The following is a 25,730-nucleotide window of genomic DNA, read 5'->3' as shown; positions in this document are numbered from 1 at the left end:
CGCTACTGGGCGTCGCTGGCGGCAGACGCGTCAGCGGACGCGTCGTCGAGCCAGTCGTTCGCGGGTTCGGGCCCCTCGCCCGGGTCGTCTTCGGCCAGGGTTCGGGGATCTGATTCCGGGTTTTCGGTCGCGCGTGCCACTGCGGGCGGGGGTGCCCCTCCCCCCGGCGTCTCCACGATGCGCGGCTTCGGCAATCCAAGCGACTTGCGCTCCGGCATCACGCTCCACGGCCGCTCGCCGCGATGGGCGGCGACCGTTTCGAGGCGCACGCGCGGTTCCGGGCTATCATCGGTCCGGTCGACGTAGAGCGCATAAGCGCCGTTTCGCCACCGGTCGAAGACATCGATGATGGTTCGCGGGACGCTGCAGTCCTCCGGCTTCGGGTCATTGATGACCAGCACGTCGGCATTCAGACAATCGTCGGTGATGGCCGCGGGATGGTTCGCAACGGCGACGGTTGCGCCTTTGACATGGGCGATACATCCAGCCGCATCGCAGGTGAATGCGTCACCGCTTTGCGCATCGCGCGCGGTCCGGCCATCGCCGTCATATTCGAGCCAGCGGTCGAGATCGTATTTCGAGCCTTTGTTCGGCAGCGCGGAGAGCTTTCCGGAGGTGTCGCGCACGGCGATCAGACCTTTCTGGCCGATCAGGATATCGGGCCGCGGCATCCACGGCGCGAGGAGCAGACCAAGAACCACGAGAGCCGCGCCTAAAAGCCGAATGCGCGTCTGCCAAAGCGAAAGCCAGATTCCGCCAGCGAGCATCAGGGCGAAGGCGAGCGCCGGAATTTCCGGAATGTGGCCGACGGCGCCCGGCAATGCGCCAACCTTGTTCGCGCACCAGGCCATGCCTTCAATGCCCCAGCCCATCGGCTTCAGTCCAAGCCATTCAAGCCCGAACGGTATCAGCACCATCGCCAGCAGCGCCGACGGCATGACGATGATGTTGCAGATCGGAATGGCGATCATATTGCCGAGCACGGCATATTGCTGGCTCTGGTGGAAGTTGTAGGCGGCGAACGGCGCGACGGCCACGCTCGCGATGAGGGTCGAGGCAATAATCTCGCCGAAGAACTTCACGACCTTCAGCACCGGATGCGGGCGCGACTGACGTCCGAGGAAATTGCTCAAGGTTTCGTGCGATGCGATCAGCGCCGTGACGGCGGCAAACGACATTTGGAAGCCAGCGTCCAGCAGGCTTTCGGGATAAACGATGAGGATCAGAAAAGCCGCGAGCGCGACGTTTCGCAATGCCAACGCGGGGCGATCGAGAAGCACGGCTCCGAATATGATCAGGATCATCAGCGCCGAACGGACGGTCGCGAACTGTCCGCCGGAAATTGCAAGATAGGCGATGGCACTCAGTATTCCCAATGCGGCGGCGATCTTCTTGATCGGCAGCGTCAATGCGATCAGCGGGACGGCGGCGAGCATGAGACGGACCGAATAGAACACGGCGCCAGCTGCAATCACCATGTGCAGGCCGGAAATCGACAGGATGTGAAAGAGGCCGGAATTCTTGAAGGCGTTGTTCGTCGCAGCGGTGATGCCGCCGCGTTCTCCGGTTATCAGCGCAAGCGCGATCTCGCCGGTTTCTCCCGGCAACGCTTGGCGAATGCGCGCGGCAATTCCCTGGCGGACGCTTTCGATCGTCTGACGATACCACTGCGAAAGCGAGCCGGACTCTTCATGCCCCTCGATGACGGGCGCGGCGAATGCGTATCCGACCGCGCCGACAGAATCGAACCAAGCGGTGCGGGCATAATCGAAGCCACCCGGAAGCGGAGGCTTCGCAGGCGGCGACAGGTTCGCTTTGATGCGAATGCGATCTCCGGGCGCCGCGGGCGAACGCGCGGACATCGTCCGGATGCGAATGACGGCCGGCGTTTGATCGGCTGTCAGGCCTGCGATGGTCGGCTTCCTGATTGTGAGCCGTTGGCCGCGCGGGATCTTTGCTTCGACCATCGTCACGGTGCCGGTGATCTCGACGCCATGCAGGGCCTTGGTCAGGACTGGGGCGCGGACGGCTTCGACACGCAGCTTTGCAATTGCAAAGCCCGCTCCCGCCAATACAAAAGCGGTCGTCATGGCTGCGGCCAGTGTTCCCGCTCGGACCGTCAAACGCAGGATGAGCGCCAGCAGGAGGGGCGCGAATGCCATGATCGTCGGCGGTTCGACGGAAAGTGAGAAATAGGCCGCAATCCCGGCGCCGAGGCAAACCGGAGCCCAAAGAAAAAAGCTTTCCCGTTCGGCGTCGAACAGAAGCGCGGCGCGGCTGAGGCCACGCTCCGGTTGCGCCGGAAATCCGATCTCTAGCCCAGCCGCTTCGACCGACATGCCCCCTGCCCGTTGCAAGCCAAGGCCGGAATTTCCGCCCTCTTAACTTGTCCCACCTCACATGCTACGAGCGGAGCCTCATTCCCTCAATGGCAGGCGAGCAAAAAGGTCAATGTCCGAGACCGTTACACCGAGTGCGCCCATCGTGCGATTTGCACCCTCTCCGACAGGGTATCTGCATATCGGAGGCGCGCGCACGGCGCTCTTCAACTGGCTTTACGCGCGCGGCCGCGGTGGACGCTTTCTGCTGCGTATTGAAGATACGGATCGCGAGCGCAACAACGAGGCGGCGGTCGCGGCCATCCTCGACGGCATCAAATGGCTCGGGCTCGACTGGGACGGCGACGTCGTCTCGCAGTTTTCGCGCGCGGATCGCCATCGCGAGGTTGCAAACGAACTGCTCGCCCGCGGCGCCGCCTATTACTGCTATTCGTCGCCCGCCGAGATCGATGCCGCGCGCGAGAAGGCAAAGGCCGAGGGGCGTCCGCAGATCTTCCTTTCGCCCTGGCGCGACCGCGATCCGAAGGATGCGCCGAAAGACTTGAAGCCAGCGGTTCGCCTCAAGGCGCCGCGCGAGGGCGAGACGATCGTCAACGATCATGTGCAGGGGCGCGTCGCATTCCCGAACAAGGATCTCGACGATCTGATCATTCTGAGATCCGACGGCAATCCCACGTACAATCTCGCCGTCGTCGTCGACGATCATGACATGGAGATCACGCACGTCATCCGCGGCGCCGATCATCTGACGAACGCGGCGCGGCAGACGCAGATCTATCAGGGCATGGGTTGGCACGTTCCGGAATTTGCGCACGTGCCGCTCATTCATGGCGCGGACGGCGCGAAGCTTTCGAAGCGTCACGGCGCGCAGGGCGTCGAAGAATATCGCGACATGGGCTATTTGCCGGTCGCTCTGCGCAATTATCTCGTGCGCCTCGGCTGGAGCCACGGCGACGACGAGATCATTTCGACGGACGATCTCATCCGCTGGTTCGACATCGACGGCATCAACAAGAGCCCGGCGCGGCTCGACTTCAAGAAGCTCGATGATTTGAACGGGCACTACATTCGCGCCGCTCAAGACGAGGAACTCGAAGCGCACGTGCGCGGAATGTTGCCTCATCTGAATTTTCAGGCGCTGGCTGAGCTGCCTCCTGATCCGAAAGCGCCGCCGCGTCCGGACATTGCGCTCGCGCGCGAAGTGCTGCGGCAGCTGCCTGCGGTCTTGTCAGGCAAGCTTCTCGCGGATCTCTTCGCCGCCAAGGGATGGGGGAATTTCACAGCGGCAATTCCGTCGCTCAAAGAGCGGTCGAAGACTCTCGCGGAACTCGTTGGCGGCGCATTGTTCATCGTTGCCGAGCGGCCGCTGAAGCTCGAGGACAAGGCCGCAAAACTGCTCGGGCCGGAAGGCCGCGCGTCGAACTCCGATGTTCTCAAACTCTTGTCGGAGGTTCCGGAGACTGAATGGTCCGCGGCGTTCTTGGAGGCCAAAGTCAAAGCCTTTGCCGAAGAGAAGGGTTTGAAGCTCGGCAACGTCGCACAGCCGCTTCGCGCGGCGCTCACGGGGCGCGCGGTTTCGCCACCCGTGTTCAACGTGCTCGAGGTGCTAGGACGCGAGGAAAGCCTGGGCCGGATTGCGGATGCTGCCGGATAGCTGGGCAATTGGCGTCTTAACGGTCTCTTGCCGCACCGCAAAATATCCGTTAAATCCTTCAATAGCCGATTGCTTTTGTGAAGGCCGCCAAACGTTCTCCGGGCCGCCGACATCCGGCCGTTAACCGGAGAGTGCGATAAGTTACTTCAGGCATCGGTCGTGTCTTCCGGGGCGAGGTGGCGAGCATGAACATTTACGACAAAGCTGCAAAGGGCGCGACGAAGCCCAGTGCGACGTTGACTGTCGATAACAAGCAGGTTCAGCTTTCGGTGCGTTCCGGCACCATCGGGCCTGACGTCATCGACGTCGCCAGCCTGTATAAAGAAACCGGCTGCTTCACGTACGATCCGGGCTTCACGTCGACGGCGAACTGCAAGAGTTCGATCACCTATATCGATGGTGATAAGGGCGAATTGCTGTATCGCGGATATCCGATCGATCAGCTCGCGGAAAATACGAATTTCTTGGCGGTCTGCTACCTGCTGCTTTACGGCGAGCTGCCGACGAACGGCGAGTTCATCAATTTCCGGAAGACGATCACGAACCACACGATGGTTCACGAGCAGATGACGCGCTTTTTCACGGGCTACCGGCGTGACGCGCATCCGATGGCGGTCATGGTCGGGACGGTCGGCGCATTGTCGTCGTTCTATCACGACTCGACCGACATCAACGATACGACGCAGCGCGAGGTCGCGAGCCAGCGCATGATCGCCAAGATGCCGACGATCGCGGCAATGGCCTACAAATATTCGATGGGGCAGCCCTTCATCTATCCGCGCAACGATCTCGATTACACATCGAACTTCCTGCAGATGTGCTTTGCGGTGCCGTGCGAGCCCTACATCGTCAATCCGATCATCTCGCGTGCGTTGGATCGCATTTTCATCCTGCATGCCGATCACGAGCAGAACGCCTCCACCTCGACGGTGCGTCTGGCGGGTTCGTCGGGTGCCAATCCGTTCGCGTGCATCTCGGCCGGCATCGCCTGCCTATGGGGCCCCGCGCATGGCGGCGCCAACGAAGCTGCGCTCAACATGCTGAAAGAGATCGGCACGGTCGATCGCGTCCCCGAATTCGTGAAGAAGGCGAAGGACAAGTCGTCCGGCTTCCGGCTGATGGGCTTCGGCCATCGCGTGTACAAGAACTACGATCCGCGCGCCAAGGTGATGCAGAAGACCTGTCACGAGGTTCTCGATGCACTCGGCCACGGCGACGATCCTTTGCTCAAGGTCGCGTTGGAGCTCGAGCGCATCGCGCTTCAGGACGAGTACTTCATCGAGAAGAAGCTTTATCCGAACATCGACTTCTATTCCGGCATCACGCTTCGGGCGATGGGCTTCCCCGTCGACATGTTCACCGTGCTGTTCGCGGTCGCGCGCACGGTCGGCTGGATCGCGCAGTGGAAGGAAATGATCGAGGATCCGGAGCAGCGCATCGGCCGTCCGAGGCAGCTCTACATCGGGCCGGCGCGCCGCGATTTCCCGGCAGGCTGATCCGCAACAACCGACAACACGACAGCTGCCGCCGCCTCGCTTGGACTCGAGGCGGCGAGGCGAAGCTTTTCTGGCGCTAGGCTCAAGCCGGCGAGTTGCGCGGAGCGGGCAACGGTATCGCTCAGAAGCGGCGCGATGGCGTTTGCCAGATTTTCGGCCGTGCAGGCTTCCTGCAAATATTCCGGATAGACGTTCTTGCCGATGACGAGGTTCGCCAAGACGACGCTCGGCACCTTCAGCAGGAAGCGCAAGTTCGCCATCACCTTATCGACCTTGTAGGCAACGACCGAGGGCGTTCCGGCGAGTGCAAGTTCGAGGGTCACGGTGCCAGATGCCGCGAGCGCGGCTCGTGCGAGACGCATGGCGGCGTATTTGTCGTTCGTCGCCGATGCATCGATGATGTGCGGCTTAGGCGTCCATGCTTCTGTTTTCGCGGCGACGCGATCGCGCAGATGGCGGACGGCCGGGATGATGACTTCAATCGGTCCCTTCGACGACGCAACGCGCGCGACCGCTTCGCCGAACACGTCGATTAGTCGTTCGACTTCTGAAGTGCGGCTGCCAGGGAGAACGAGCAAGACCGGGCGGTCAGGTGCGATACCGAGGCGAGACGCCAGGCCGTTCGCGTCGGCATTCTGAATGTCGTCGAGCTTTTCGATCAGCGGATGACCGACATACGTGCACGGCGGTCCGCCGAGACGCGCATGCGCTTCCGGCTCGAACGGCAGCAGCGCCAGGATGTGATCGACGTAAGGCCGCATTTTCTTGGCGCGGCCAGGACGCCAAGCCCAAACGCTGGGGCTCACATAATCGACGATTGTGATGTTCGGCGCGCGCTTCCTGATGCGCTTCGCGATCGGGTGGGTGAACTCGGGGCTGTCGATGATGACCACAACATCGGGCGCAAACGCGATCGCCGCATCGACGGTCTGATAGACGCGGCGGACGATGCGCGGCAGCTTCGGCAGTATGGACATTGGCCCCATGACGGCCACGTCTTCGATGGGGAAAAGCGAACGGAACCCCTGCTCCTCCATTTCCTCTCCGCCGACACCCGAGAAGGCGATCGGGTCGGGATGCTGCTTCTTCAGCGCGCCGATCAGCTTGGCGCCGAGCGCATCGCCTGAGTGTTCACCGGCGATGAGGAATATTTTCAACGGCTTCGGTCCTGATCCCGGTTGTGAAGAGGCGACGAACATCGCGGAACTGTTTGCCAACCGGATGACACTTGAAGATGTCTCGAGACCCGCCGCGTCGCCGGTGATCGCAATACCGCTGAGGTCGGCGTTCTCGCCTGCGCGAATGAGCGCTTCGTCGAGCGGGTACTTTTCGCCGACGACCAGGATGCCGCGACGGCGCTTTTTCTTGCCGCGCAGGATTCTCACGCGTTCGACGACCGATGCGGGGTCTTCTGAGTTGCCGACGGCGAGGATGCGTCCGCCGTCAATGACGACAGCCGAGCTGTCGCCAAACGATGACAAGGCGGAAAGAACGCCAGCGGCGCGTGCGATGTCCTTTTCGGCGGAAGGATTGACCGGGAGATCGCCCAGAGCGTGCGTTCGGATATCTGGGATGCCTGTCGTATCGCGTTTCCCCTCTCCCGCTTTTATGCCCGTGATGAAGAGGCCTCGCTCGTCGGCGCGCGCGATCATCTCTGAGCGGTTCGCGGCGAGCACGTGATCGGCCATCACGGCGATGCCGCTGAGGCCAGCAGCTTCGACACCCACGATCGTGTTCGGGCCAATGGCCGGGAGATCGACGCGAAGATCCTGACCGGGCTTCGGGCGCTTGACGAGCACACCGTAGCGTTCGTTGTCGCCTCGCGCCCGGCGCGCTTCAGCGACGCGCTTCAGCATGCGATCCGTGCCTTCGGCGCCTTCGATCGCTTCGATGTGGCCGCGGCTGACGACGGCCGCCTGGCCGATGTCGTAGCGTCCAAGCGCGGCAACGAGATCGAAGCCGCGCGCAATGTCCGCGGCATTCTCCGGCGAGGCCGCGGCTCTCGTCAGGTTGCCTTCGCCGACGAGCAGTTCGGGTGCCACGTCCTCGACGCCGACGATGTGCAGGCCGAGCGCTTCGAATTGCGCGAGGACGCCGCGCAGCACGGCGTCGTCGCCGCCTGCTTTCAACAATTTCACGACCGCCGGGGCGAGCCGCAGAAATGCGAGATCTGGACGCGCGGTCCGAAACGATGGGCGCCGATAGCCGCCGAGCAGCAGCGCGTGACTGATGCCTGCACGCCGGAATGCCGCCATCGCGCGTCCGGGCTGAGCCCAATTGACGAGCGTATGCTGGAACTTCGCGAGCGCGGGATCGGCCGCGCCCTCGACCATGACGACGTGAACTTCGCCGCCGCGGCGCGTGACACTTTCCGCGACTTCAAGAGGAAGCGAGCCGGCTCCAGCGATGATCCCGATGCGCTTCATCGGACCGTCCATGGGCGGTTTCAGCTCTCTTCGCCGTTCTTCGGCGTGCACAGCGAACGCTTGCCGCCCTGGCGGATGAACGCGAGGATTTCCTGCACGGACGCGTGACCGGCGAACTCTTCAGCGACATCTTCCATGCGCTCGACGAGCGTACCTTCAGCAGCGAAGAGCAGCCGGTAGGCGCGGCGGAGATCGTGAATGTCGGTGCGGGAAAAGCCGCGCCGCTGCAGGCCGACGATGTTGAGGCCCGAGAGGTAGGCGCGATTGCCGAGCGCCATGCCGTACGGAATGAGATCGTTTTCGAGGCCCGACATGCCGCCGACGAAAGCGTGATGGCCAACGCGCGCATACTGAATGACGGCAGCGCCGCCGCCGATGATCGCGAAATCACCGACGTTGCAATGACCGGCGAGCATGACGTTGTTGGAGAAGATCACGCCGTTGCCGACGCGGCAATCGTGGCCGACGTGGCTGTTCGCCAGAAAGGCGCAGCCGTCGCCAACAACCGTCACCGAGCCGCCGCCTGCGGTGCCGGGATTCATCGTCACGCCTTCGCGGATGATGCAATCCGAGCCGATCGAGAGCGAGCAAGGCTCGCCCTTGTATTTCAGATCCTGCGGTTGGTGGCCGATCGACGCGAACGGAAAAATGCGCGTGCCGGCGCCGATGTCAGTCGTTCCGGCGACGACGACATGGCTCACCAGTTCGACGCGCTCGCCGAGCGTCACGTCGCGACCGACGACGCAGAAGGGTCCGACTTTTACGCCGGCGGCCAGCTTAGCCCCGTCTTCGACGACGGCCGTCGGATGGACTTCCACTTCAGCCATTTTGGCTCGCAAATGCGCGCGCATCGGCCGTGTCCGCCAGCATGGCGCTGATTTCGGCCTCGGCCACGGTCTTGCCGTTGACCTTCGCTTCGCACTTGAAGCGCCAGACGCGGCCGCGGTTGCGGACCTTGCGCACGTGGTAGTGGAGCTGGTCGCCCGGCAGCACCGGCTTGCGGAACTTGGCGTTGTCGATGCCCATGAAATAGACGAGCTCGGCCTTGTAGTCGTGGCCGACGTTCGAGACGCAAAGCGCGCCCGCCGTCTGGGCGAGACCTTCGATGATGAGCACGCCCGGCATCACGGGAAACTGGGGAAAGTGTCCCTGGAAGAACGGCTCGTTGATGGTGACGTTCTTCACGCCGACGCAGCTCTCGTCCGCGTCCATATCGTACATCCGATCGACCAGAAGGAACGGATAGCGATGCGGCAGCAGCTTCATCACGCGGTTGATGTCCGCGGTGCCGAGAGTTTTAACCGCCGTAGCCTTGCCTTCCATAGTCGTGTGCTCCAAAAAAATTACGCTCGAAAGAAGAGCCCGCCGGCTGTCAGCCTTCCTCAGGCTCCGGCGCCCCGTCCTCATAGCTGTCTTTATCGCGCGCGACGAGCCGCTTGATCATGGCTTGTTCACGTGCGGATTCACGCAGGGGTTTCGCCGGGGTGCCGAAATAGCGGGCGCCCGGCGGCACGTCATGCGTCGGATGGGACGCCCCGCCGACTTGTGCGCCGCTGCCGATCTTGATGTGGCCGACAGTTCCGGATTGGCCGCCCATGACGACGAAATCGCCTAGTTCGGTCGAGCCTGAGATGCCGCACATCGAAACGATCACGCAGTGGCGACCGATGATGACGTTGTGCCCGATCTGGACGAGATTATCAATTTTAGTGCCCTCGCCGATAAGCGTATCCTTAAGGGCACCCCGATCTATGGTTGTATTTGCTCCAATTTCGACGTCATCTTGGATAACCACCCGGCCGATTTGAGGCACTTTCAGGTGCCCTGACCGGCCCATGGCGAAGCCGAAGCCATCCTGACCGATCCGGACACCGGAATGGATGATGACCCGATCGCCCACAAGTGCGTGGGTTACGGTTGCGAGGGCACCGATAAAGCAATCGCGTCCGATCGTTACGCGCGCGCCGACGACGGCGCCTGCGGCAATACGGGTTCCGGCGCCGATTTGCGCCTCCCGGCCGATAATCGCGCCGGGTTCGATCAGTACTCCCGGCTCGAGCTTGGCCGTTGGATCGATCGGCGCGGCGCCTGCGCTCGCCACCATCGGCTGCATGGCATCGGGATAGAACAGCGCCAGGGCGCGGGCGAAGCCGTGATAGGGCTGCTTGGTGATGAGCGCGGTCGTTCCGGCCGGAACGCGGTCCGCGAGTGTGGGGACGACAAGGCAGGCACCGGCCTTCGTCGCATCGAGCTGCGAAAGATATTTCCGGTTGTCGATGAATGAGATGTGACTTGGACCCGCTTCGTGCAGTGGACGCACGTCATCGATTTTGACGGTCGCGTCAGCGCCGCTCAGGATCTCCGCGCCTGCCGCCACTGCCACTTCAGAGAGTGCATAAGGCCCGGCGCGTTCAAAGAATCCGGGATGCTCCATTACGCCGCCTCCGGTCGCCGCGGTTTCAGATCTAACGGTGTTTAAGGGGTTGAATGAACGACGGGAAGGACGTTGGCAAGTGCCTGACGGAAATAGACCATTCCAACAGGTGATAACCCAATGAAAAAGAGCGGCGCTTGGGGCGCCGCTCTTTGATTTTTCAAACCGTCAGGCCGATCGGCTCAGACTTAGAACTTCGTCTGTGCGCCGAAGCGGAAGAACTGAGTCTCGTCGTAGGCCTGCTTCGTCAGGACCTTCGCGAAGTCCATGCGCAGCGGACCGACCGGCGAGTTCCACATCAAGCTGCCGCCGACCGACGAACGGACAGAGTCGCTGTCGCCCAAGATACTCGGATCGTTGCCCAACGCTTTCTTTGCGCCACCCGTTGCATCCCACAGCGAACCGGCGTCGGCGAAGACAGCGGCGCTGATGCCCAGGTCGTCAGGCACGTAGGGGATCGGGAAGCGGACTTCGGCAGTCGCCGCCCAGTACTTCTGGCCACCCAGCGCGTCTTTGTTAGCCGAGCTCAAGTCGCGCGGACCATAACCCGAGCGGTCGAAGCCGCGGACCGTTTCGCCACCCTTGAAGTAGGCGTCGAGCAGTCGAACATCCTCACCGCCCCAACCCTGGATCATACCGCCGACGCCACGGGCGACGAAGGTGATCTTGTCGGTGATCGGGTAGTAGAAGCGACCTTCCGCATTGACGCGCCAGTATTGAGCGTCGCCGCCAAGGCCCGCGAAGTCGTTGGCGACTTCGATGTAATAGCCCTTGTTCGGGTTCTGCGCATTGTTGCGCTTGTCGTAGCTGATCGTGGTGCCGACCAGCGACGTCCAGTAACCTGAATTACTGCAAGTCACTTTGCTCGGATCGGGATTGGTGTTGCCGCAAGCTTCCTTGATCGCAAGCGAAGCATCGTCCTGGACGTTGAAGATTTCGTCACGCGAGATCGAGTACGCCGTCTGCATCCAGAGGTTTTCGGCGATCGGGAAGCCGAGACGGACCTGACCGCCCATCTTCTTCTGTTCGAAACCCGATTGTTGCGTGTAGTCGAGCTGCTTGTAGAAGAGGTCGAAACCAGCCGCCAAGTTGCGGTCGAGGAAGCGCGGTTCGGTGAACGAGAAGTCCACCTGCATGCGCTCGAACGAGCCTGCGAGTTTCAGTCGAACGAACTGGCCGTTACCGAACAGGTTGCGCTCGGTGATCGACACGTCGCCGATCACGCCTTCACTCGTCGAGTAGCCGGCGCCGAACGAGAGTTCACCCGTCGACTGTTCTTCAACAACCACGTCGAGCACGACGCGATCAGGTGCCGATCCAGGACGCCGCTTGATGTCGACGTTCTTGAAGAGACCCAGTCCCTGCAGGCGCTTTTTGGCGCGATCGACCATCAGCGTGTTGAAGGCGTCGCCTTCAGCCAAGCGGAATTCGCGACGGATCACGAAGTCCTTGGTACGCGTGTTGCCGATGATGTTGATGCGCTCGATGTAAACGCGCGGGCCTTCGTCGACGACGTAGGTGATGGCGATCGTGCGGCTTGCAGCATCCGGGATCGGGCGCGGGCGAACGCGGGCGAACGCATAACCCTGGTCGGCGATGGTGAGTGTCAGCCTCTCTGCCGTCTTGTCGATTTGCGAAGCGTCATACGTCGTGCCGGCCTGCGTCAGCAGATCGCCCGTGAACGAGCTGCCATCTACGCCCGGCAGTGAGCTTTCGATGTTGATCGCGCCAAAGGTATAGGGCTGGCCCTCGTCGATCGCGAACGTGATGAGGAAGCCCGAACCATCGGGATCGATCTCAGCGTTCGCTGCCGTGACGGACGCGTCGGGATAGCCGTTCTTGAGATAGTACTGACGGATGAGCTCGCGATCGAGGTTCATACGGTCAGGGTCGTAAACTGACGTGCCCTTAAGGAAGTCGAACCAGCCGGCCTGCGTCGTCGAGATGATGTCGCGAAGCTGGCTGTCAGAGAATGCGTGGTTGCCCACGAAGTTGATGCCCTTGACCTTCGTCGCTGCGCCTTCGTCGATTTCGAAGACGAGGTTGACGCGATCTTGCTCGAGCTGAATGATTTTCGGTTCGACGCTGGCGGCAAAGCGGCCCTGCCTGCGATAGACGTCGAGAATGCGCTGAACGTCCCCTTGAGCCTTGGCGCGCGTGAAGACCGAGCGCGGCTTCAACTGGACTTCGCCGGTCAGGGTCGCCGTATCGACCTCGCTGTTGCCTTCGAAGGCAACCTGATTGATGACCGGGTTTTCTTTGACCGTGATGACGACGGTCGAGCCCTTGAAGTCCATCGAAACGTCGGCGAAGAGGCCGGTTCCGAACAGGGCTTTGATCGACGCATCGATCTTGGAGGCGTTGTATGCATCGCCCGCCCCGAACTGCAGGTACGAACGCACAGTTTCAGGTTCGACGCGCCGGTTACCGACGACTTCGATGTTTTTGATCACGCCTTGAGCTGATGCAGGGCCCGATACCCAGGCTGCATCCCCCATCGCGACCACCGGCGAGAGAACTAAAAGCGCCAGAACGAGGCGCAGTCCCGCCAAGATGATCCTAAATTTCTGCATACGCGGAATTGCCCCCGTGTGCCGCCGACCCCCAAATTCACATGCGAGCTGTCGGCGGCAGCGTCACACTCATGCGTATTGTTATTCGTCGTGTTTTTATAGGCTTTTCGGTCGTTTCTTATGGTCGTGAAGGCTCTTAGTTCCCCGGCAGTCATACTCAGGACTTCAACTCGGCCCCCCGATTCGTCGCCCTAACATGCTGCGCACCATACCGCTTTTAACGATTCAGAAAGGCTCCGGGAAGTGGTAAGTTTACGTCACTCACGGAGGATTCGGCGTGGTGTCAGCCAGTTCCCGTCAATCGTCGCCAAACGTTCAAAATGTCGTTGAAATTCACGAAAACCATCAACATCATCAAGAGCGCCAAACCGACTTGAAAGCCCATTTGCTGAAGGCGTTCACTCGCCGGCTTCCTGCGGATTGCTTCGAAGGCGTAGAACATTAGGTGTCCGCCATCGAGAACGGGAATCGGCAAGAGATTCAGAAAGCCAATGTTTGCCGAAATGAAGGCGATCCAGCGCAGCATTGGCTCGATGCCGAGCTCGGCGACCTTGGCCGTCACCTCGGCCATCATGATCGGGCCGCCCATCTGCTCCGCCGACTGGCGGCGCGTGACGATGTCCCGAAGTCCGGCGAGCGTCTGCGTTAAATTGCCATAGGTTTCAGATACACCGAGCATTACCGCTTCCGGCAGGCTGACCTGAACAGTTTTTACCTTATCTGGGGATATCGCCCGCTGGATGCCGATCAGGCCGCGCCGGAACGTCCGGCCCATCGCGTCCTTCTGCTCGTCAACACTTGGGGTTGCATTGAGTACAAGGGTCTCGCTGCCGCGTTGTACGGTAAATTTGAGTTCCTCTCCGGCGCTCGAGCCGACGATGCGCTGGAGGTCGTCGAATTTGGCGATCTTCGTGCCGTCGATGGCGAGGATCATGTCGCCCGACTTGAAGCCTGCCTTCTCGGCCGGAGAATTGGCGACGACCGCATCGACGAGCGGCGGCAAAATATGCAGGCCGACAGTGGCGTTAAGTGCGGAGTACAGCACAATCGCGAGGAGGAAGTTGGCGATCGGTCCGGCCGCGACGACAGCCGCGCGCTTGCCGACCGACTTCGAGTGGAACGCTCCATCCTGCTCGGCTGGCGTCAGCTTCTTCTCGCCGCCGAATGAGGACGGGTTTTCGTCGTCGATGAATTTGACGTAGCCGCCGAGCGGTATCCAGGCAAAGCGCCAGCGCGTGCCGTGCTTGTCGTAAAACCCATATATTTCAGGGCCGAAGCCGATCGAGAAGGCCTTGACGGTAACGCCGCACCAGCGCGCGACGAGAAAATGGCCCAGCTCGTGGATGAATACGACGAGCGTCAGTACGAGCAGGAACATGATCCCGTATTGCCAGATCCCACCTGCGACCGACGTCAGAAAATCCATTTGAAAATCCCTTGCGTGCTGATTCGAACAGCAGGAAGCCCGACCTTAAGCGCGGGCGACCCTAATAACCACTGAGTTTGTCTTCCGACAGATAGCGAGCCAACTCGTCGACCGCCAGTATATCGTCCAGGGTTTCGGCAGGGCAAATCGCGCCCTTCCGCTCAGCCGCGTCGAGCGTTTCTTCGACGAGGGCGGCAATGTCCAAAAACTTGATCCTCCGCTCAAGGAAGGCCTTAACCGCGATTTCGTTGGCGGCGTTCAAAACGGCCGGGGCCGTGTCGCCTCGTCGCATCGCCGCCCGGGCGACGCGCAACGCCGGAAAACGGGTTTCGTCGGGCGGCTCGAAGGACAGCGTTGCGAGCCGGGCAAGATCGAGCTTCTCGGTCGGCGCGACCATGCGATCGGGCCAGGCGAGCGCGACGGCGATGGGCGTGCGCATGTCGGGTGCCGCCAACTGGGCCAGCACCGAGCCATCGACGTAGCTTACGAGGCAATGGACGATCGATTGGGGGTGGACGATGCAGTCGAGCGCATCCACCGAAATCGGGAAGAGGTGAAATGCCTCGATCAGCTCGAGACCTTTGTTCATCAGGCTGGCGCTGTCGATCGTGATCTTTGCGCCCATCGACCAGTTCGGGTGCTTCAGCGCCTGTTCGGGCGTTGCGGCCTGGATTTGCTCGTAGGTCCAGGTGCGGAACGGGCCGCCCGACGCCGTCAGGACGATCTTTTCGATGGACACTGGGTCGGCGCCTGCCAACGCCTGGAAAGCTGCAGAATGCTCGCTGTCCACGGGCAGCAGCTCGGCACCGGATTGAGCGATCGCGGCCGTGAAGACGTGTCCGGCCGAGACGAGGCACTCCTTGTTCGCGAGGGCTACGCGGGATCCCTGGGACGCCGCTGCGAATGTCGGCCGAAGCCCGGCCGCGCCGACGATTGCCGCCATGACGCAATCGGCCGGCTCGAGCGCCGCTTCGACGAGCGCCGAGGCGCCGCCAGCTGTTCTGATGCCAGTTCCGGCCAGCGCTTCCCTGAGCTCGCTCAAGCGGCTCTCGTCGCCAATCACAGCCAGCTTCGCCTTATGCTTGCGAGCAATGGCGGCGAGATCCTGAGCGTTCGATTGTGCCGTCACCGCGACGATCTCGAAGCGGCCCGGGCTGCGCGAGACGAGATCAAGCGTGCTCGTTCCGATAGAGCCCGTCGCGCCGAGAACGGTGAGGCGCATCGGCCGGGATGCGTCCGCAGGTCCAGGGCGCGCAGCAGACGCTCGCCCAGTCAACTGAGAAGGAACGCTCGCTGTCACTGCCATTCTTCTATGATCCGTAGAGAAGTGCGCGGGCGGGCGCAAAAGCGTCGATGCCGAAGCCAATCAAGGCTGCCAGGATGCTCGCGGTTACGAGGCCATCCATGCGATCCATGAACCCGCCGTGCCCCGGTATCAAGTCGCCTGAGTCCTTCAATCCGAAATGCCGCTTCAATGCCGATTCTGCCAGATCGCCCCATTGGGCTACCAAACCTATGGCAAGACCGAGGCTCGCAAGCCAGCCGGGGCTTCCTGTACCGGTGAAAAACGCAAAAAGAAAACCTGCCACGGCGGCCGCAGTAATGCCGCCCAAGAGACCTGACCACGTCTTGTTGGGGGAAATCTCGGGCCAGAGCTTCGGCCCTCCGATGGTTCGTCCGGATACGTAGGCCGCGATATCCGTCACGGCGACGGCAAGCACGACGAAGAGCGTTGCGAGAAATCCGAGAGGCTCATCCGAGCGTAGCCATCCGAGCGCCACGACCGGCAACGCCGTGTAGAACACGCCGGCGCCGGACAGCCGCGTCCTGCCAGATCCAATCGCCAACGCGGCAACCACGCCTGCGCCAACGATTGCCGCAGCGACGCCCCAGCCGGCCATGTCGTTGACCACAAAGATTGCGGCGATGAAGACGGTCGCGATATGCGCGATCAGGGCACGATCCGGCATGGTATCCCTGACGATGCGTCCCCACTCCCAACTCATCGCTGCCGCGACGAGAAACGTCAGCAGCGTGAACGCAGTCGGGCTCCAGTAAAGCATCGTGAACGCAACGACGGCGATGGCGATACCCGACGCGATACGAAGCCTCAGCTCTTGCGGGATAAAATCAAGCGCGCCCGAAAGGAACGGCCGTTGATTATCGGGACCTTCGGCCGGCATTTTCCTGGCCCTCAAGCGGTCGAGCGTTTGGACAAGCCGCCGAAGCGGCGTTCGCGCGAACGAAATTCTTCGATGGCGACTTCGAAGGCAGCCTTATCGAAGTCCGGCCAGTAGCAGTCCAGAAAAACAAATTCCGAATAGGCCGTTTGCCAAAGCAGAAAATTCGACAGCCGCATCTCACCCGATGTCCGGATCAACAGATCGGGATCGGGGATGCCGGAGGTGTCGAGTGCATTGGCGATGCGCTCGACAGTGATCTCCGAGGGCCGCAACTCGCCCGCTACCACTTGCTCGGCGAGTTTCCGCGCTGCACCGGCAATCTCGGAGCGCGAGCCGTAATTGAAGGCGATGACTAGGGTCAGCACATCGTTGCCGCGGGTCAGCTCGACCGCTTCGTCGATCAGCGCGGCCAACTCGTTGTCGACGTGCTGACGCTGTCCGATCACCCGAATGCAGACGCCGGCCTCGTGCAGCTCGGCGAGATCGCGGCGGATGAAGCGCTTCATCAAGCCCATGAGGTCGTCGATCTCTTCGACTGGGCGCTTCCAGTTCTCGGACGAGAAGCTGAAGATCGTCAGATAAGTGATTTTGAGTTCGATCGCAGCCCGTACGGCGCGGCGGACGGCTTCGACCCCCTGGCGATGGCCCAGCGCCCGCGGCAGTCCGCGCTCGCGCGCCCACCGCCCGTTCCCGTCCATGATTATAGCGACGTGACGCGGCGGGACCAAAACTCCGGACCCATCGTCGATAGGCTTCGCTGCTGCCGCCACGGTCGAATGGCCTCTGGGATCAAGATCTCAAAATCGGTTACACGACTTCCCGCCCCCATAAGGGCCGGGACATCAAACCTTCTGAATTTCAGCTTCTTTTGTGACGAGAGTCGCGTCGATCTCCTTGATGAGGCGATCTGTCAACTCCTGCACCTTATCGGAATTGCCCCGATGGTCGTCCTGGCTCATTTTGCCGTCTTTCTCAAGCTTCTTGAGAACGTCCATCGCTTCGCGCCGGACGTTGCGGATCGAAATCTTGGCCTGCTCGGCATACTTATGCGCGAGTTTGACCAGCTCCTGTCTGCGGTCGGCGGTCAGCGCGGGAATCGGAAGGCGGAGAATTTGGCCATCGGTGATGGGATTGAGGCCGAGGTTGGCTTCGCGGATCGCCTTATCGACGGCGATGACGTTGCTGCGATCCCAAACCTGAACCGTAATCATTCGCGGCTCGGGCACGGAAACGGTCGCGACCTGGTTCAAGGGCATACGCGAACCGTAGACCATCACTTGTACAGGATCGAGAAGGTTGGCGCTGGCGCGGCCGGTGCGAAGCCCCGAGAACTCGCGCTTCAGAGCGTCGATCGAGGCGCGCATGCGCGTTTCGATTTCTTTGATGTCGTGAACTGCTAGTGCCATTTTCCTATTCCTCCAAGCGCGCGAAACCGCGAAATCTTCGCCGCCGCGAAAGGGCGGCGCGAAGACGGGCTTTCAGCGGCCGTCAGCCGGCTCCCTCGATAAGGGTCTGGCGAGCTTCTCCGCGCAGAGCTTTCAAGAGATTTCCCGGTTCTTCGATCGAGACCACAATTAGCGGAAGTCCGTTATCGCGGGCAAGGGCAATGGCCGCACCATCCATCACTTTGAGATCATTGGCCAAAACTTCCGAGTAGGTCAGCTTGTCGTAGCGGACCGCGTCCTTGTGCGTCTTCGGGTCGGCCGAATAGACGCCATCGACCTGGGTCGCCTTCAGAACCGCGTCGCAGTTCATCTCGATGCCGCGCAGGACAGCCGCCGTGTCGGTCGTGAAAAAGGGGTTTCCCGTGCCCGCCGCAAATATGACGACGTTGCCCCGGGCAAGATACGACAGGGCTTTCGGTCGGACATAGCTCTCGCAGACCGTCGGCATCGGAATGGCCGACAAAACGCGCGCCTGGACGCCACGATGATCGAGCGAATTCTGGAGGGCCAGCGCATTCATCACGGTCGCGAGCATGCCCATGTAGTCGGCGGTGGCGCGGTCCATTCCCTTGGCCGCACCGCTCAAGCCCCGGAAGATGTTACCTCCGCCCACGACAATCGCGATCTCGGCACCCTCGGCAACGGCGGCGGCGATATCGTTCGACAGACGGTCGGCGACGGCCATGTCGATGCCGTAGGGTTTCGAGCCCATCAGAGCTTCGCCGGAGAGCTTCACCAGCAGCCGCTTGTATTTGAGACCCTGCGCTCCCGGCATCCGTTTCACTCCCTTCGGCACGACAATCTGAATAGCCATGAAAAACCGGCCGGTCGCGAGGACCGGCCGGCTGATACCTAACGCGCTCGAGCGATTCCGGCCAGCGTCTTACCCGGCCATTCGACCGGGCAAAAACTTAGCCGCCGCTCGCGAGCTTGCGGACTTCCTCGCCGAAGTCCTCTTCCTTCTTGTCGATGCCTTCACCGAGCGCGAAGCGAACGAAGCCTGCGACCTTGATCGGTGCTCCGGCCTTGCCTTCGGCTTCCTTGACGGCCTGCGCGACCGTTTTGGAGGTGTCGTGGATGTACTGCTGCTCGAGCAGGCAGTTCTCCTTAGCGAAGGCCTTGATGCCGCCCGAGATGATCTTCTCGAGAACGTCCGGCTTCTTGCCCTGGTTCTTGTCGGCGAGAATTGCCTTCTCGCGCTCGATCACTTCGGCAGGCACCTCGGAAATGTCGAGTGCAACGGGGCTTGCCGCCGCGACGTGCATTGCGATCATGCGAGCGAGTTCGAACAGCGACGGCTCATCGCCTGCGCTTTCGAGCGCGACGAGCACGCCGATCTTGCCGAGACCGTCAGCCACGCGGTTGTGGACGTAGTCGGCGACGACGCCTTCCTTGACTGCAACCGCTGCGGTCCGGCGAACGGTCATGTTCTCGCCGATCGTTGCGACTGCTTCCTGAATCGTCGTTTCGACGGTGTTCTTGCTGCCGGGATAGGTTGCAGCCAAAAGCGCCTTGAGATCGCCCTTGGCGGCCGGAGCCAACGCGGTGATCTCGCGGACAAGCGTCTGGAACTGCTCGTTACGGGCAACGAAGTCCGTCTCGGAGTTCACCTCGACGACGGCACCCTCGCGACCCTTCGCAACGATACCGATGAGGCCATCGGCGGCGACGCGGCCGGACTTCTTTGCAGCTTTCGACAGGCCCTTCTTGCGGAGCCAATCGACGGCGGCTTCGATATCGCCGTTGGTCTCGGTCAACGCCGTTTTGCAATCCATCATGCCGGCGCCGGTCATATCGCGCAGCTTTTTCACATCTGCGGCGGTGATCGTCGTCATTCTGTCACCTATGAGGTTCGAGGCGCCACGATGGGCGCCTCATATCAGTTCATTCACAGTCGTGCTTCAGCAGCACGTCAGTTCGATGTCAGGCGCCAACGCCGATTAAACGGTGGCTGCCTCGACAAGCTTCTTGGCCTGGGCGACCCAGTCTTCCTTGGCGATCTGGCCCCTGAGCTTCAGCTGACGATCGAGCGATTCAGCGTAGTCCGGGGTAAGATCGGCGATCTGCCAGAAGTGGTAGACGCCCGCATCGTTGAGGCGCTGCTCGACCTTCGGATTGATGCCGGTGATGCGCTTCAGGTCATCAGCTTCGCCGCGCGGTGCTTCGATGCCCTTGAACACGACCTTCGGCAGATCTTCAGCCGGCGGCGTTTCGGACGCACCGATGTCGACGCCAGCAGAGCCCTGCGAACGCTCGAGACCATCGAGAGCGGCGCGTGCCATCAGATCGCAATAAAGCGTGATCGCACGACCAGCGTCGTCGTTGCCCGGAACCGGATAATCAACGCCGTCCGGATCGCAGTTAGTATCGACGATCGCGACGATCGGGATGCCGAGCTTGCGCGCTTCCTGAATGGCGATCGCTTCCTTGTTCGTGTCGATGACAACGAGGAGATCGGGCGTGCCGCCCATGTCCTTGATGCCGCCGAGCGACTGGTTGAGCTTGTCGCGTTCACGCGTGAGGTTCAGGACTTCCTTCTTCGTGCGGCCCTGCGGATCGGCAAGGATCTCGTCAAGCTGGCGAAGACGGCGGATCGACTGAGAAACGGTCTTCCAGTTGGTCAGCGTACCGCCGAGCCAACGGTGGTTGATGAAGTACTGGGCGCTGCGCTTTGCGGCTTCAGCGATGCCATCGGAAGCCTGACGCTTCGTCGCGACGAACAGCACGCGACCGCCGCCGGCGACCGTGTCGGAGACCTTGAGCAGCGCCTGGTGCAAGAGCGGCACCGTCTGCGTCAGATCGAGAATGTGGATTTTGTTGCGCGACCCATAGATGAACGGTGCCATCTTGGGGTTCCAGCGGTGAGCCTGGTGGCCGAAGTGAACGCCAGCTTCCAATAGCTGACGCATGTTGAAGGCAGGAAGTGCCATCGTAACGTTCCTTTTTCCGGTTAGACCTCCGCGAGACTTGAGAAGAGAATTGCCAGCCGTTTCATAGGCTTAGCGCTTCTCCACCGGAGCGCGATACGGGGCTTTTCATCCGCATTGCGCGAGCGTCTCGCGTGTGAGATGGCGGCCTTATACGGGGGATCGTCCGATTGTGCAACCCACGGGCGACGTTTGATCACCCTGCGCGGGTATGCCGAAGCGAAGTCCCCTAGCCATTCATCTTGAATGGGCACAAAAAAACGCACCGCGACCGACGGCATTTGCCACGGCTCGCAGTGCGCGACTGATTTCACGCAATTTATAAGCTATTGGGTCCGGTCCAGCGCTTGGCCGGATGCAGCATCGACGTTTGTTCGATTTACTTGCATTTGGCGTCGAGGGTCGCCACGGCCTGATCCATCGCGGTCGCTTCAGGCGATCCATCCGCGGCGTCCTGGCCAGCGTCCCAGGCGTTCTCGAAATCGTCGCCTAGCACCTTGAAGTAGCCGTCGATTTGATCGCCAGCAGCTTCGGCCTTCTTCTCATCGTCGCCGATCTCGTCCATCTTCTTCGACATCGCGCAATAGGCCGTGACCTTCGCGGGGTCAGACGCGGCTGCTTCGAGGTTCTTCTTAATATCGGGCGCGGCAATTTTCTGGTCGGCGGCGTATGCGCCAGTAGCGAGCAGCAAACCAGCGACCAGAGCGGCGTAGAACTTCGACATGTTTTGCCTCTTAATTGGCTAGCTCAAACGAGCGGAGCTATGTACGCAAACTGTGTCAGAAGAAGGCAGCGCTAACGCGCTACCTTCGCTTTAGTTCTCAGGGCTTAGCGCCAGAAGCAGTGACGATGGCCGTGACGATAGCGGCAGATCCACTTCTTGCCATGACGGTGGTGACGGTTGAAGTGGTGCGGGCGTCTATGGTCCCTTCTGTAGTCGACGTGTTCTGCAACGGTCTTATCGGCGTGGACGCCGATGCCGTTCAGGCCAGCGCCGGCCACACCGGCATTCGCGCCGCCAGCAGCACCGAGGGCGATGGCTGCGAAGGTCGCTGCAGCAATCAAGCTCTTTTTCATTGGATAGGCTCCTATCGAATATTAGACGCGTCTCTCACGTCTGAGCACATAACGTCCATTCGAGGAAAAAGCCGTCGATAATTACAATAAAATATTTGCTGTACGGAGCATTAAATCCGACCCGCAACCGCCGGTTTAAATTTCAATGATTTCCGACACAATCGGCAGTGCCTCAATGCGAAGTGCCTCGCGCGGGGAAACGTCGTATCGGCCCGGCAATAGGAATTCCATTTCGCGGTTGCGGTCATCCAACGCGAGCACGAGGCGAATTTCTCCTCCTCGCGCATTCGGCTTCAAAAATTTGCCGACATCGGAAACGGGTGCAGCTTTTGCGACCACGGACTTGCGATCGAGAACGAGCTTCAGATTGCGCGGAACGCTGGCTGCGGCTTTGTCCAATTCTTCAATCGACTGCACGCGCAATTTCATCGTCTCGCCGTCGCGCTCGGCTTCGACTGAGACGATGACCGGCGTTCCCGGTTCGAGAAGATGACGGCTCGCGGCCAGGGTGTCGGAGAAAATGATCGCTTCGAATTGTCCGGTCGCATCGGAAAATGTTGCGAACGCGAACTTGTTGCCCTTCTGAGAGCGTCGCTCGCGGGCAGCGATGACGATGCCGGCGAGACGTCCCGCAGTTGCTCCGCGCATCACCAGCGCTTCGAACTCGCTCACCCGCTTGACGCCGAGCTTTCCTAGAACGCGGTCGTACTGATCGAGCGGATGGCCGGAAAGATAAAAGCCTATGGCCTCGAATTCAGCGGAGAGTTTCTCCATGCTGGTCCATGCGGGCGTAGCGCGTAACACGAGATCAGCCGGCTTACCGCCTGAACCAAAGAGGTCCGTGATGCCCTGCGCTGCATCAGACGTTCGCCGCTGCGCTGATGCGAGGATCGTATCGGCGTTGGCCGCAACGAGTGCGCGATTGGAATTCAGAGAATCGAAAGCTCCGGCTTTGGCCATCGTTTCGACGGCGCGCTTATTCAGCGCCTTGGCATCGACACGGCCCGCGAAATCGCCGAGCGAACTGTAGAGTCCGCTGGTGCTCCGCTCACTGACGATGGTTTCAACGGCGCCCGAACCGATGTTCTTCAGCGCCGCAAGCGAATAGCGGATTGCTCCCAATTTGGAATCGCCCGTTGGCCGCTCGACGCCGAAATCGACACCCGATTGATTGACGCACGGCGGCAGCATTTTAATGCCGGACTTTCGCGCTTCGGATGCAAACATAGCGAGCTTGTCGGTGTTGCCCATATCGAGCGTCATCGATGCCGCAAAGAATTCCTCGCGGAAGTTCGCCTTCAAATAGGCGGTGTGATAGCTGACGAGCGCGTAAGCCGCCGCGTGCGATTTGTTGAAGCCGTAGCCTGCGAACTTATCGACCAGCTCGAAGATATAAATAGCGTCTTCTTTTTTGACGCCATTAGCGAGCGCACCTTCGACGAAGCGCGCTTGCTGCTTGGCCATTTCGGCCTTGTCTTTCTTGCCCATCGCCCGGCGCAGCAAGTCAGCTTGTCCGAGCGTATAGCCGCCCATCACCTGAGCGATCTGAATGACCTGCTCCTGATAGATGATGACGCCGTACGTCTCCTTCAGGATGCCTTCGAGCATCGGATGCAGGCAGTCGACCGGCTCTTCGCCGTGCTTGCGGTTGATGTACGTCGGGATGTTATCCATCGGGCCGGGGCGATAGAGCGCCACCATGGCGATGATGTCTTCGAAGCGGTCGGGCTTCAGGCGCTTCAAGCTTTCGCGCATGCCCGTACTTTCGAGCTGGAACACGCCCGCCGTATCGGCTTTAGCAAGCATTTCGTAGGCCGGCTTATCGTCGAGTGGCAGCGCCGCTAGATCGATATCGATGCCGCGGCCGCGCTTGATCAACTCGAGCGCCTTCGCGAGAACGGTCAGCGTTTTGAGGCCGAGGAAGTCGAATTTCACGAGGCCAGCCGCCTCGACCATTTTCCAGTTGTATTGCGTGATCGGGAAGTGAGATTTCGGATCGCGATAAAGCGGCACGAGTTCTTCGAGCGGCCTGTCGCCGATCACGATACCGGCTGCGTGAGTCGAGGCGTGGCGATAAAGGCCTTCGAGCTTTTCGGCGATCTCGAGCAACCGCGCAACGAGCGGTTCGCTGTCGCGCTCTTCCTGAAGCTTGGGTTCGCCGTCGATCGCCTCGCGCAGAGTTACCGGATTTGCAGGATTGTTCGGCACGAGCTTGCAGAGCCGGTCGACCTGACCGTACGGCATTTGCAACACGCGGCCGACGTCGCGCAGCACGGCGCGCGCTTGCAGCTTACCGTGCGTTATGATCTGCGCGACGCGATCGTCACCGTATTTCTTCTGCACGTAATCGATGGTGCGATCGCGCTTTTCCTGACAGAAGTCGATGTCGAAGTCGGGCATCGAAACGCGTTCAGGATTGAGAAAGCGCTCGAACAACAGGCCGAAGCGCAGCGGATCGAGATCGGTGATCGTCAGCGCGTAAGCGACGAGAGAACCGGCACCCGAGCCGCGGCCCGGACCGACGGGCACGCCGTTGGCTTTCGACCATTTGATGAAGTCGGCAACGATCAGAAAGTAGCCGGGGAACTTCATCTGCGTGATGACGTCCACCTCGTAGGCGAGGCGCTTCTCATAATCCTCGGTCGTGAAGCCTTCCGCGGGTCCATGCGCGTCGAGGCGACGCTGGAGGCCTTCTATCGCCTGTCTCTTCAGTTCTGCCGCTTCGAGGCTGAGGTTCTCGGTTTCGCTCAGGCTATCGTCGGCTGCGACGAAGCGCGGGAGAATGGGCTTGCGGCCTTCGGGCCGATAGGCACAGCGAATGGCGATTTCGACGGTGTTTTCGAGCGCTTCGGGCAGATCAGCGAACAGCGCCGCCATCTCATCTTCGGTTTTGAGATAGTGCTCGGGGCTGGCACGGCGGCGATTGTCTTCGACGACGTAGCGGCCATCGGCGATGCAGAGCAGCGCGTCGTGCGCTTCATAGTCGCCGCGGACTGCGAAGTAGCATTCGTTCGTGGCAACGATCGGCAGACCGCGCGCGTAGGCGAGTTCGAGCAGCTGCGGCTCGACCTCGGCTTCTTCTGGAAGACCGTGACGCTGAAGCTCAACGTAGAGCCGGTTGCCGAAAATCTTCTCCAGCGTCTTCAGCCGCTCGACGGCCTGCTCGTGCTGGCCATCGCGAAGGGCGGCATCGATCGGACCTTGCGGGCCGCCCGTCAGCGCGATCAGTCCCGCCGACAGTTCTTCAAGGCGCGCGACTTTGACGTGCGCGGGCTCGTCGGCCGACGGTTCGAAATTCAAGGATTTCGAAAGCCGCATGAGGTTGGCGAAACCCTCAGCGTTCATGGCGAGAAGCGCAAGCTTTCCGGCGGGTTTCACGCGCGGCTCGTTGCTCATCGCCTTGAGCGTGACCGTACCGTTATCGCGATTGTCGCCGAAATCGATATCGAGCGTCGTGCCGGAAATCGGCTGCACGCCCGCGCCCCAAAGCTTCTCGGAAAATTCGAGCGCGCCGAAGAGATTGTTCGTATCGGTCAAGCCAAGCGCGGGAAGGTTCATCGCGGTCGCGAGCTTGGCGAGCTTCGTTATCGGAAGCGCGCCCTCGAGCAGCGAGTAAGCCGAATGCACCTTGAGGTGGATGAACTTCGGGTTTCGTGCGGGTGGGCGAATCGCGTGTTCCATGTCGCTAGGTTATGTACCCGTCGGCCGGTCGCAAGCTAAACGCGCCGATGCCGCACAGCTACGAGCATA

19 protein-coding genes and 1 pseudogene are annotated in these 25,730 nt (G+C 61.1%); 2 read left to right on the top strand and 18 right to left on the bottom strand.

What is annotated here, in order from left to right; all coding sequences use genetic code 11:
• Positions 1 to 2: 2 nt before the first annotated feature.
• Entirely contained in the window at positions 3 to 2,339 is a 2,337-nt protein-coding gene (locus tag G359_RS07740; protein ID WP_045835648.1) for a ComEC/Rec2 family competence protein, read from the bottom strand.
• Between the two features lie 112 nt (positions 2,340 to 2,451).
• On the opposite strand from G359_RS07740, the gene gltX reads away from it, so the two are divergent.
• A complete protein-coding gene (gene gltX / locus G359_RS07735; protein WP_045835647.1) occupies positions 2,452 to 3,993 on the top strand; it encodes a glutamate--tRNA ligase in 1,542 nt (513 codons plus the stop codon).
• A gap of 185 nt (positions 3,994 to 4,178) precedes the next feature.
• The gene (gene gltA, locus G359_RS07730) at positions 4,179 to 5,489 is read left to right on the top strand and encodes a citrate synthase (protein ID WP_045835646.1); all 1,311 of its coding nucleotides are present in this window, start codon (positions 4,179 to 4,181) and stop codon (positions 5,487 to 5,489) included.
• Here gltA and lpxB read toward each other — a convergent pair.
• The 17 genes and pseudogenes from lpxB to dnaE form a co-directional block, all read right to left on the bottom strand.
• Entirely contained in the window at positions 5,450 to 6,688 is a 1,239-nt protein-coding gene (gene lpxB, locus G359_RS20730; protein ID WP_045837787.1) for a lipid-A-disaccharide synthase, read from the bottom strand. The two genes, gltA and lpxB, sit on opposite strands and share 40 nt — an antisense overlap.
• Positions 6,689 to 7,117: 429 nt before the next feature.
• Positions 7,118 to 7,915, bottom strand: a pseudogene (locus G359_RS20885) (LpxI family protein); the annotation flags it as partial.
• Positions 7,916 to 7,935: 20 nt separating this feature from the next.
• Complete coding sequence (gene lpxA / locus G359_RS07715; RefSeq protein ID WP_045835645.1) at positions 7,936 to 8,742, bottom strand: acyl-ACP--UDP-N-acetylglucosamine O-acyltransferase; 807 nt, start codon at positions 8,740 to 8,742, stop codon at positions 7,936 to 7,938.
• A complete protein-coding gene (gene fabZ, locus G359_RS07710) occupies positions 8,735 to 9,238 on the bottom strand; it encodes a 3-hydroxyacyl-ACP dehydratase FabZ (protein WP_045835644.1) in 504 nt (167 codons plus the stop codon). The genes lpxA and fabZ overlap by 8 nt, the downstream gene beginning before the upstream one ends.
• Positions 9,239 to 9,287: 49 nt before the next feature.
• Positions 9,288 to 10,349: a UDP-3-O-(3-hydroxymyristoyl)glucosamine N-acyltransferase gene (lpxD, locus tag G359_RS07705; protein ID WP_045835643.1), complete on the bottom strand. Its 1,062-nt coding sequence runs from the start codon at positions 10,347 to 10,349 to the stop codon at positions 9,288 to 9,290.
• A 188-nt stretch (positions 10,350 to 10,537) separates the two neighbouring features.
• The gene (bamA, locus tag G359_RS07700) at positions 10,538 to 12,922 is read right to left on the bottom strand and encodes an outer membrane protein assembly factor BamA (RefSeq protein ID WP_045835642.1); all 2,385 of its coding nucleotides are present in this window, start codon (positions 12,920 to 12,922) and stop codon (positions 10,538 to 10,540) included.
• 283 nt (positions 12,923 to 13,205) lie between these two features.
• Positions 13,206 to 14,348: an RIP metalloprotease RseP gene (rseP, locus tag G359_RS07695; RefSeq protein WP_045835641.1), complete on the bottom strand. Its 1,143-nt coding sequence runs from the start codon at positions 14,346 to 14,348 to the stop codon at positions 13,206 to 13,208.
• Positions 14,349 to 14,409: 61 nt separating this feature from the next.
• The gene (locus G359_RS07690; RefSeq protein WP_045835640.1) at positions 14,410 to 15,654 is read right to left on the bottom strand and encodes a 1-deoxy-D-xylulose-5-phosphate reductoisomerase; all 1,245 of its coding nucleotides are present in this window, start codon (positions 15,652 to 15,654) and stop codon (positions 14,410 to 14,412) included.
• 4 nt (positions 15,655 to 15,658) lie between these two features.
• Complete coding sequence (locus G359_RS07685) at positions 15,659 to 16,531, bottom strand: phosphatidate cytidylyltransferase (protein ID WP_052699250.1); 873 nt, start codon at positions 16,529 to 16,531, stop codon at positions 15,659 to 15,661.
• Positions 16,532 to 16,542: 11 nt separating this feature from the next.
• Positions 16,543 to 17,301, bottom strand: a complete 759-nt coding sequence (locus G359_RS07680) for an isoprenyl transferase (protein WP_045835639.1) — start codon at positions 17,299 to 17,301, stop codon at positions 16,543 to 16,545.
• Between the two features lie 72 nt (positions 17,302 to 17,373).
• Positions 17,374 to 17,937 (bottom strand): ribosome recycling factor, encoded by a 564-nt coding sequence (frr, locus tag G359_RS07675; RefSeq protein ID WP_045835638.1) that lies wholly within the window; start codon positions 17,935 to 17,937, stop codon positions 17,374 to 17,376.
• An 82-nt stretch (positions 17,938 to 18,019) separates the two neighbouring features.
• Positions 18,020 to 18,751 carry a UMP kinase gene (pyrH, locus tag G359_RS07670; RefSeq protein ID WP_045837784.1) on the bottom strand — a complete coding sequence of 244 codons (732 nt, stop codon included), beginning with the start codon at positions 18,749 to 18,751 and terminating at the stop codon, positions 18,020 to 18,022.
• 136 nt (positions 18,752 to 18,887) lie between these two features.
• Positions 18,888 to 19,811: a translation elongation factor Ts gene (tsf, locus tag G359_RS07665; protein ID WP_045835637.1), complete on the bottom strand. Its 924-nt coding sequence runs from the start codon at positions 19,809 to 19,811 to the stop codon at positions 18,888 to 18,890.
• 105 nt (positions 19,812 to 19,916) lie between these two features.
• On the bottom strand, positions 19,917 to 20,906 hold the full coding sequence (locus tag G359_RS07660) for a 30S ribosomal protein S2 (RefSeq protein ID WP_045835636.1): 990 nt from the start codon (positions 20,904 to 20,906) through the stop codon (positions 19,917 to 19,919).
• A 376-nt stretch (positions 20,907 to 21,282) separates the two neighbouring features.
• Positions 21,283 to 21,627, bottom strand: coding sequence for a hypothetical protein (locus G359_RS07650; protein WP_045835634.1), 345 nt, complete (start codon positions 21,625 to 21,627; stop codon positions 21,283 to 21,285).
• A gap of 104 nt (positions 21,628 to 21,731) precedes the next feature.
• A complete protein-coding gene (locus G359_RS07645) occupies positions 21,732 to 21,980 on the bottom strand; it encodes a hypothetical protein (protein ID WP_045835633.1) in 249 nt (82 codons plus the stop codon).
• 135 nt (positions 21,981 to 22,115) lie between these two features.
• Positions 22,116 to 25,661 carry a DNA polymerase III subunit alpha gene (dnaE, locus tag G359_RS07640; RefSeq protein ID WP_045835632.1) on the bottom strand — a complete coding sequence of 1,182 codons (3,546 nt, stop codon included), beginning with the start codon at positions 25,659 to 25,661 and terminating at the stop codon, positions 22,116 to 22,118.
• Positions 25,662 to 25,730 lie beyond the last annotated feature (69 nt).

Origin of the sequence: Hyphomicrobium sp. 99 (assembly GCF_000384335.2) — a bacterium.
Lineage (GTDB): Bacteria > Pseudomonadota > Alphaproteobacteria > Rhizobiales > Hyphomicrobiaceae > Hyphomicrobium_B.
Note: the sequence above shows the minus strand (reverse complement) of the source record. Positions and strands in the feature narration are given on the sequence as shown.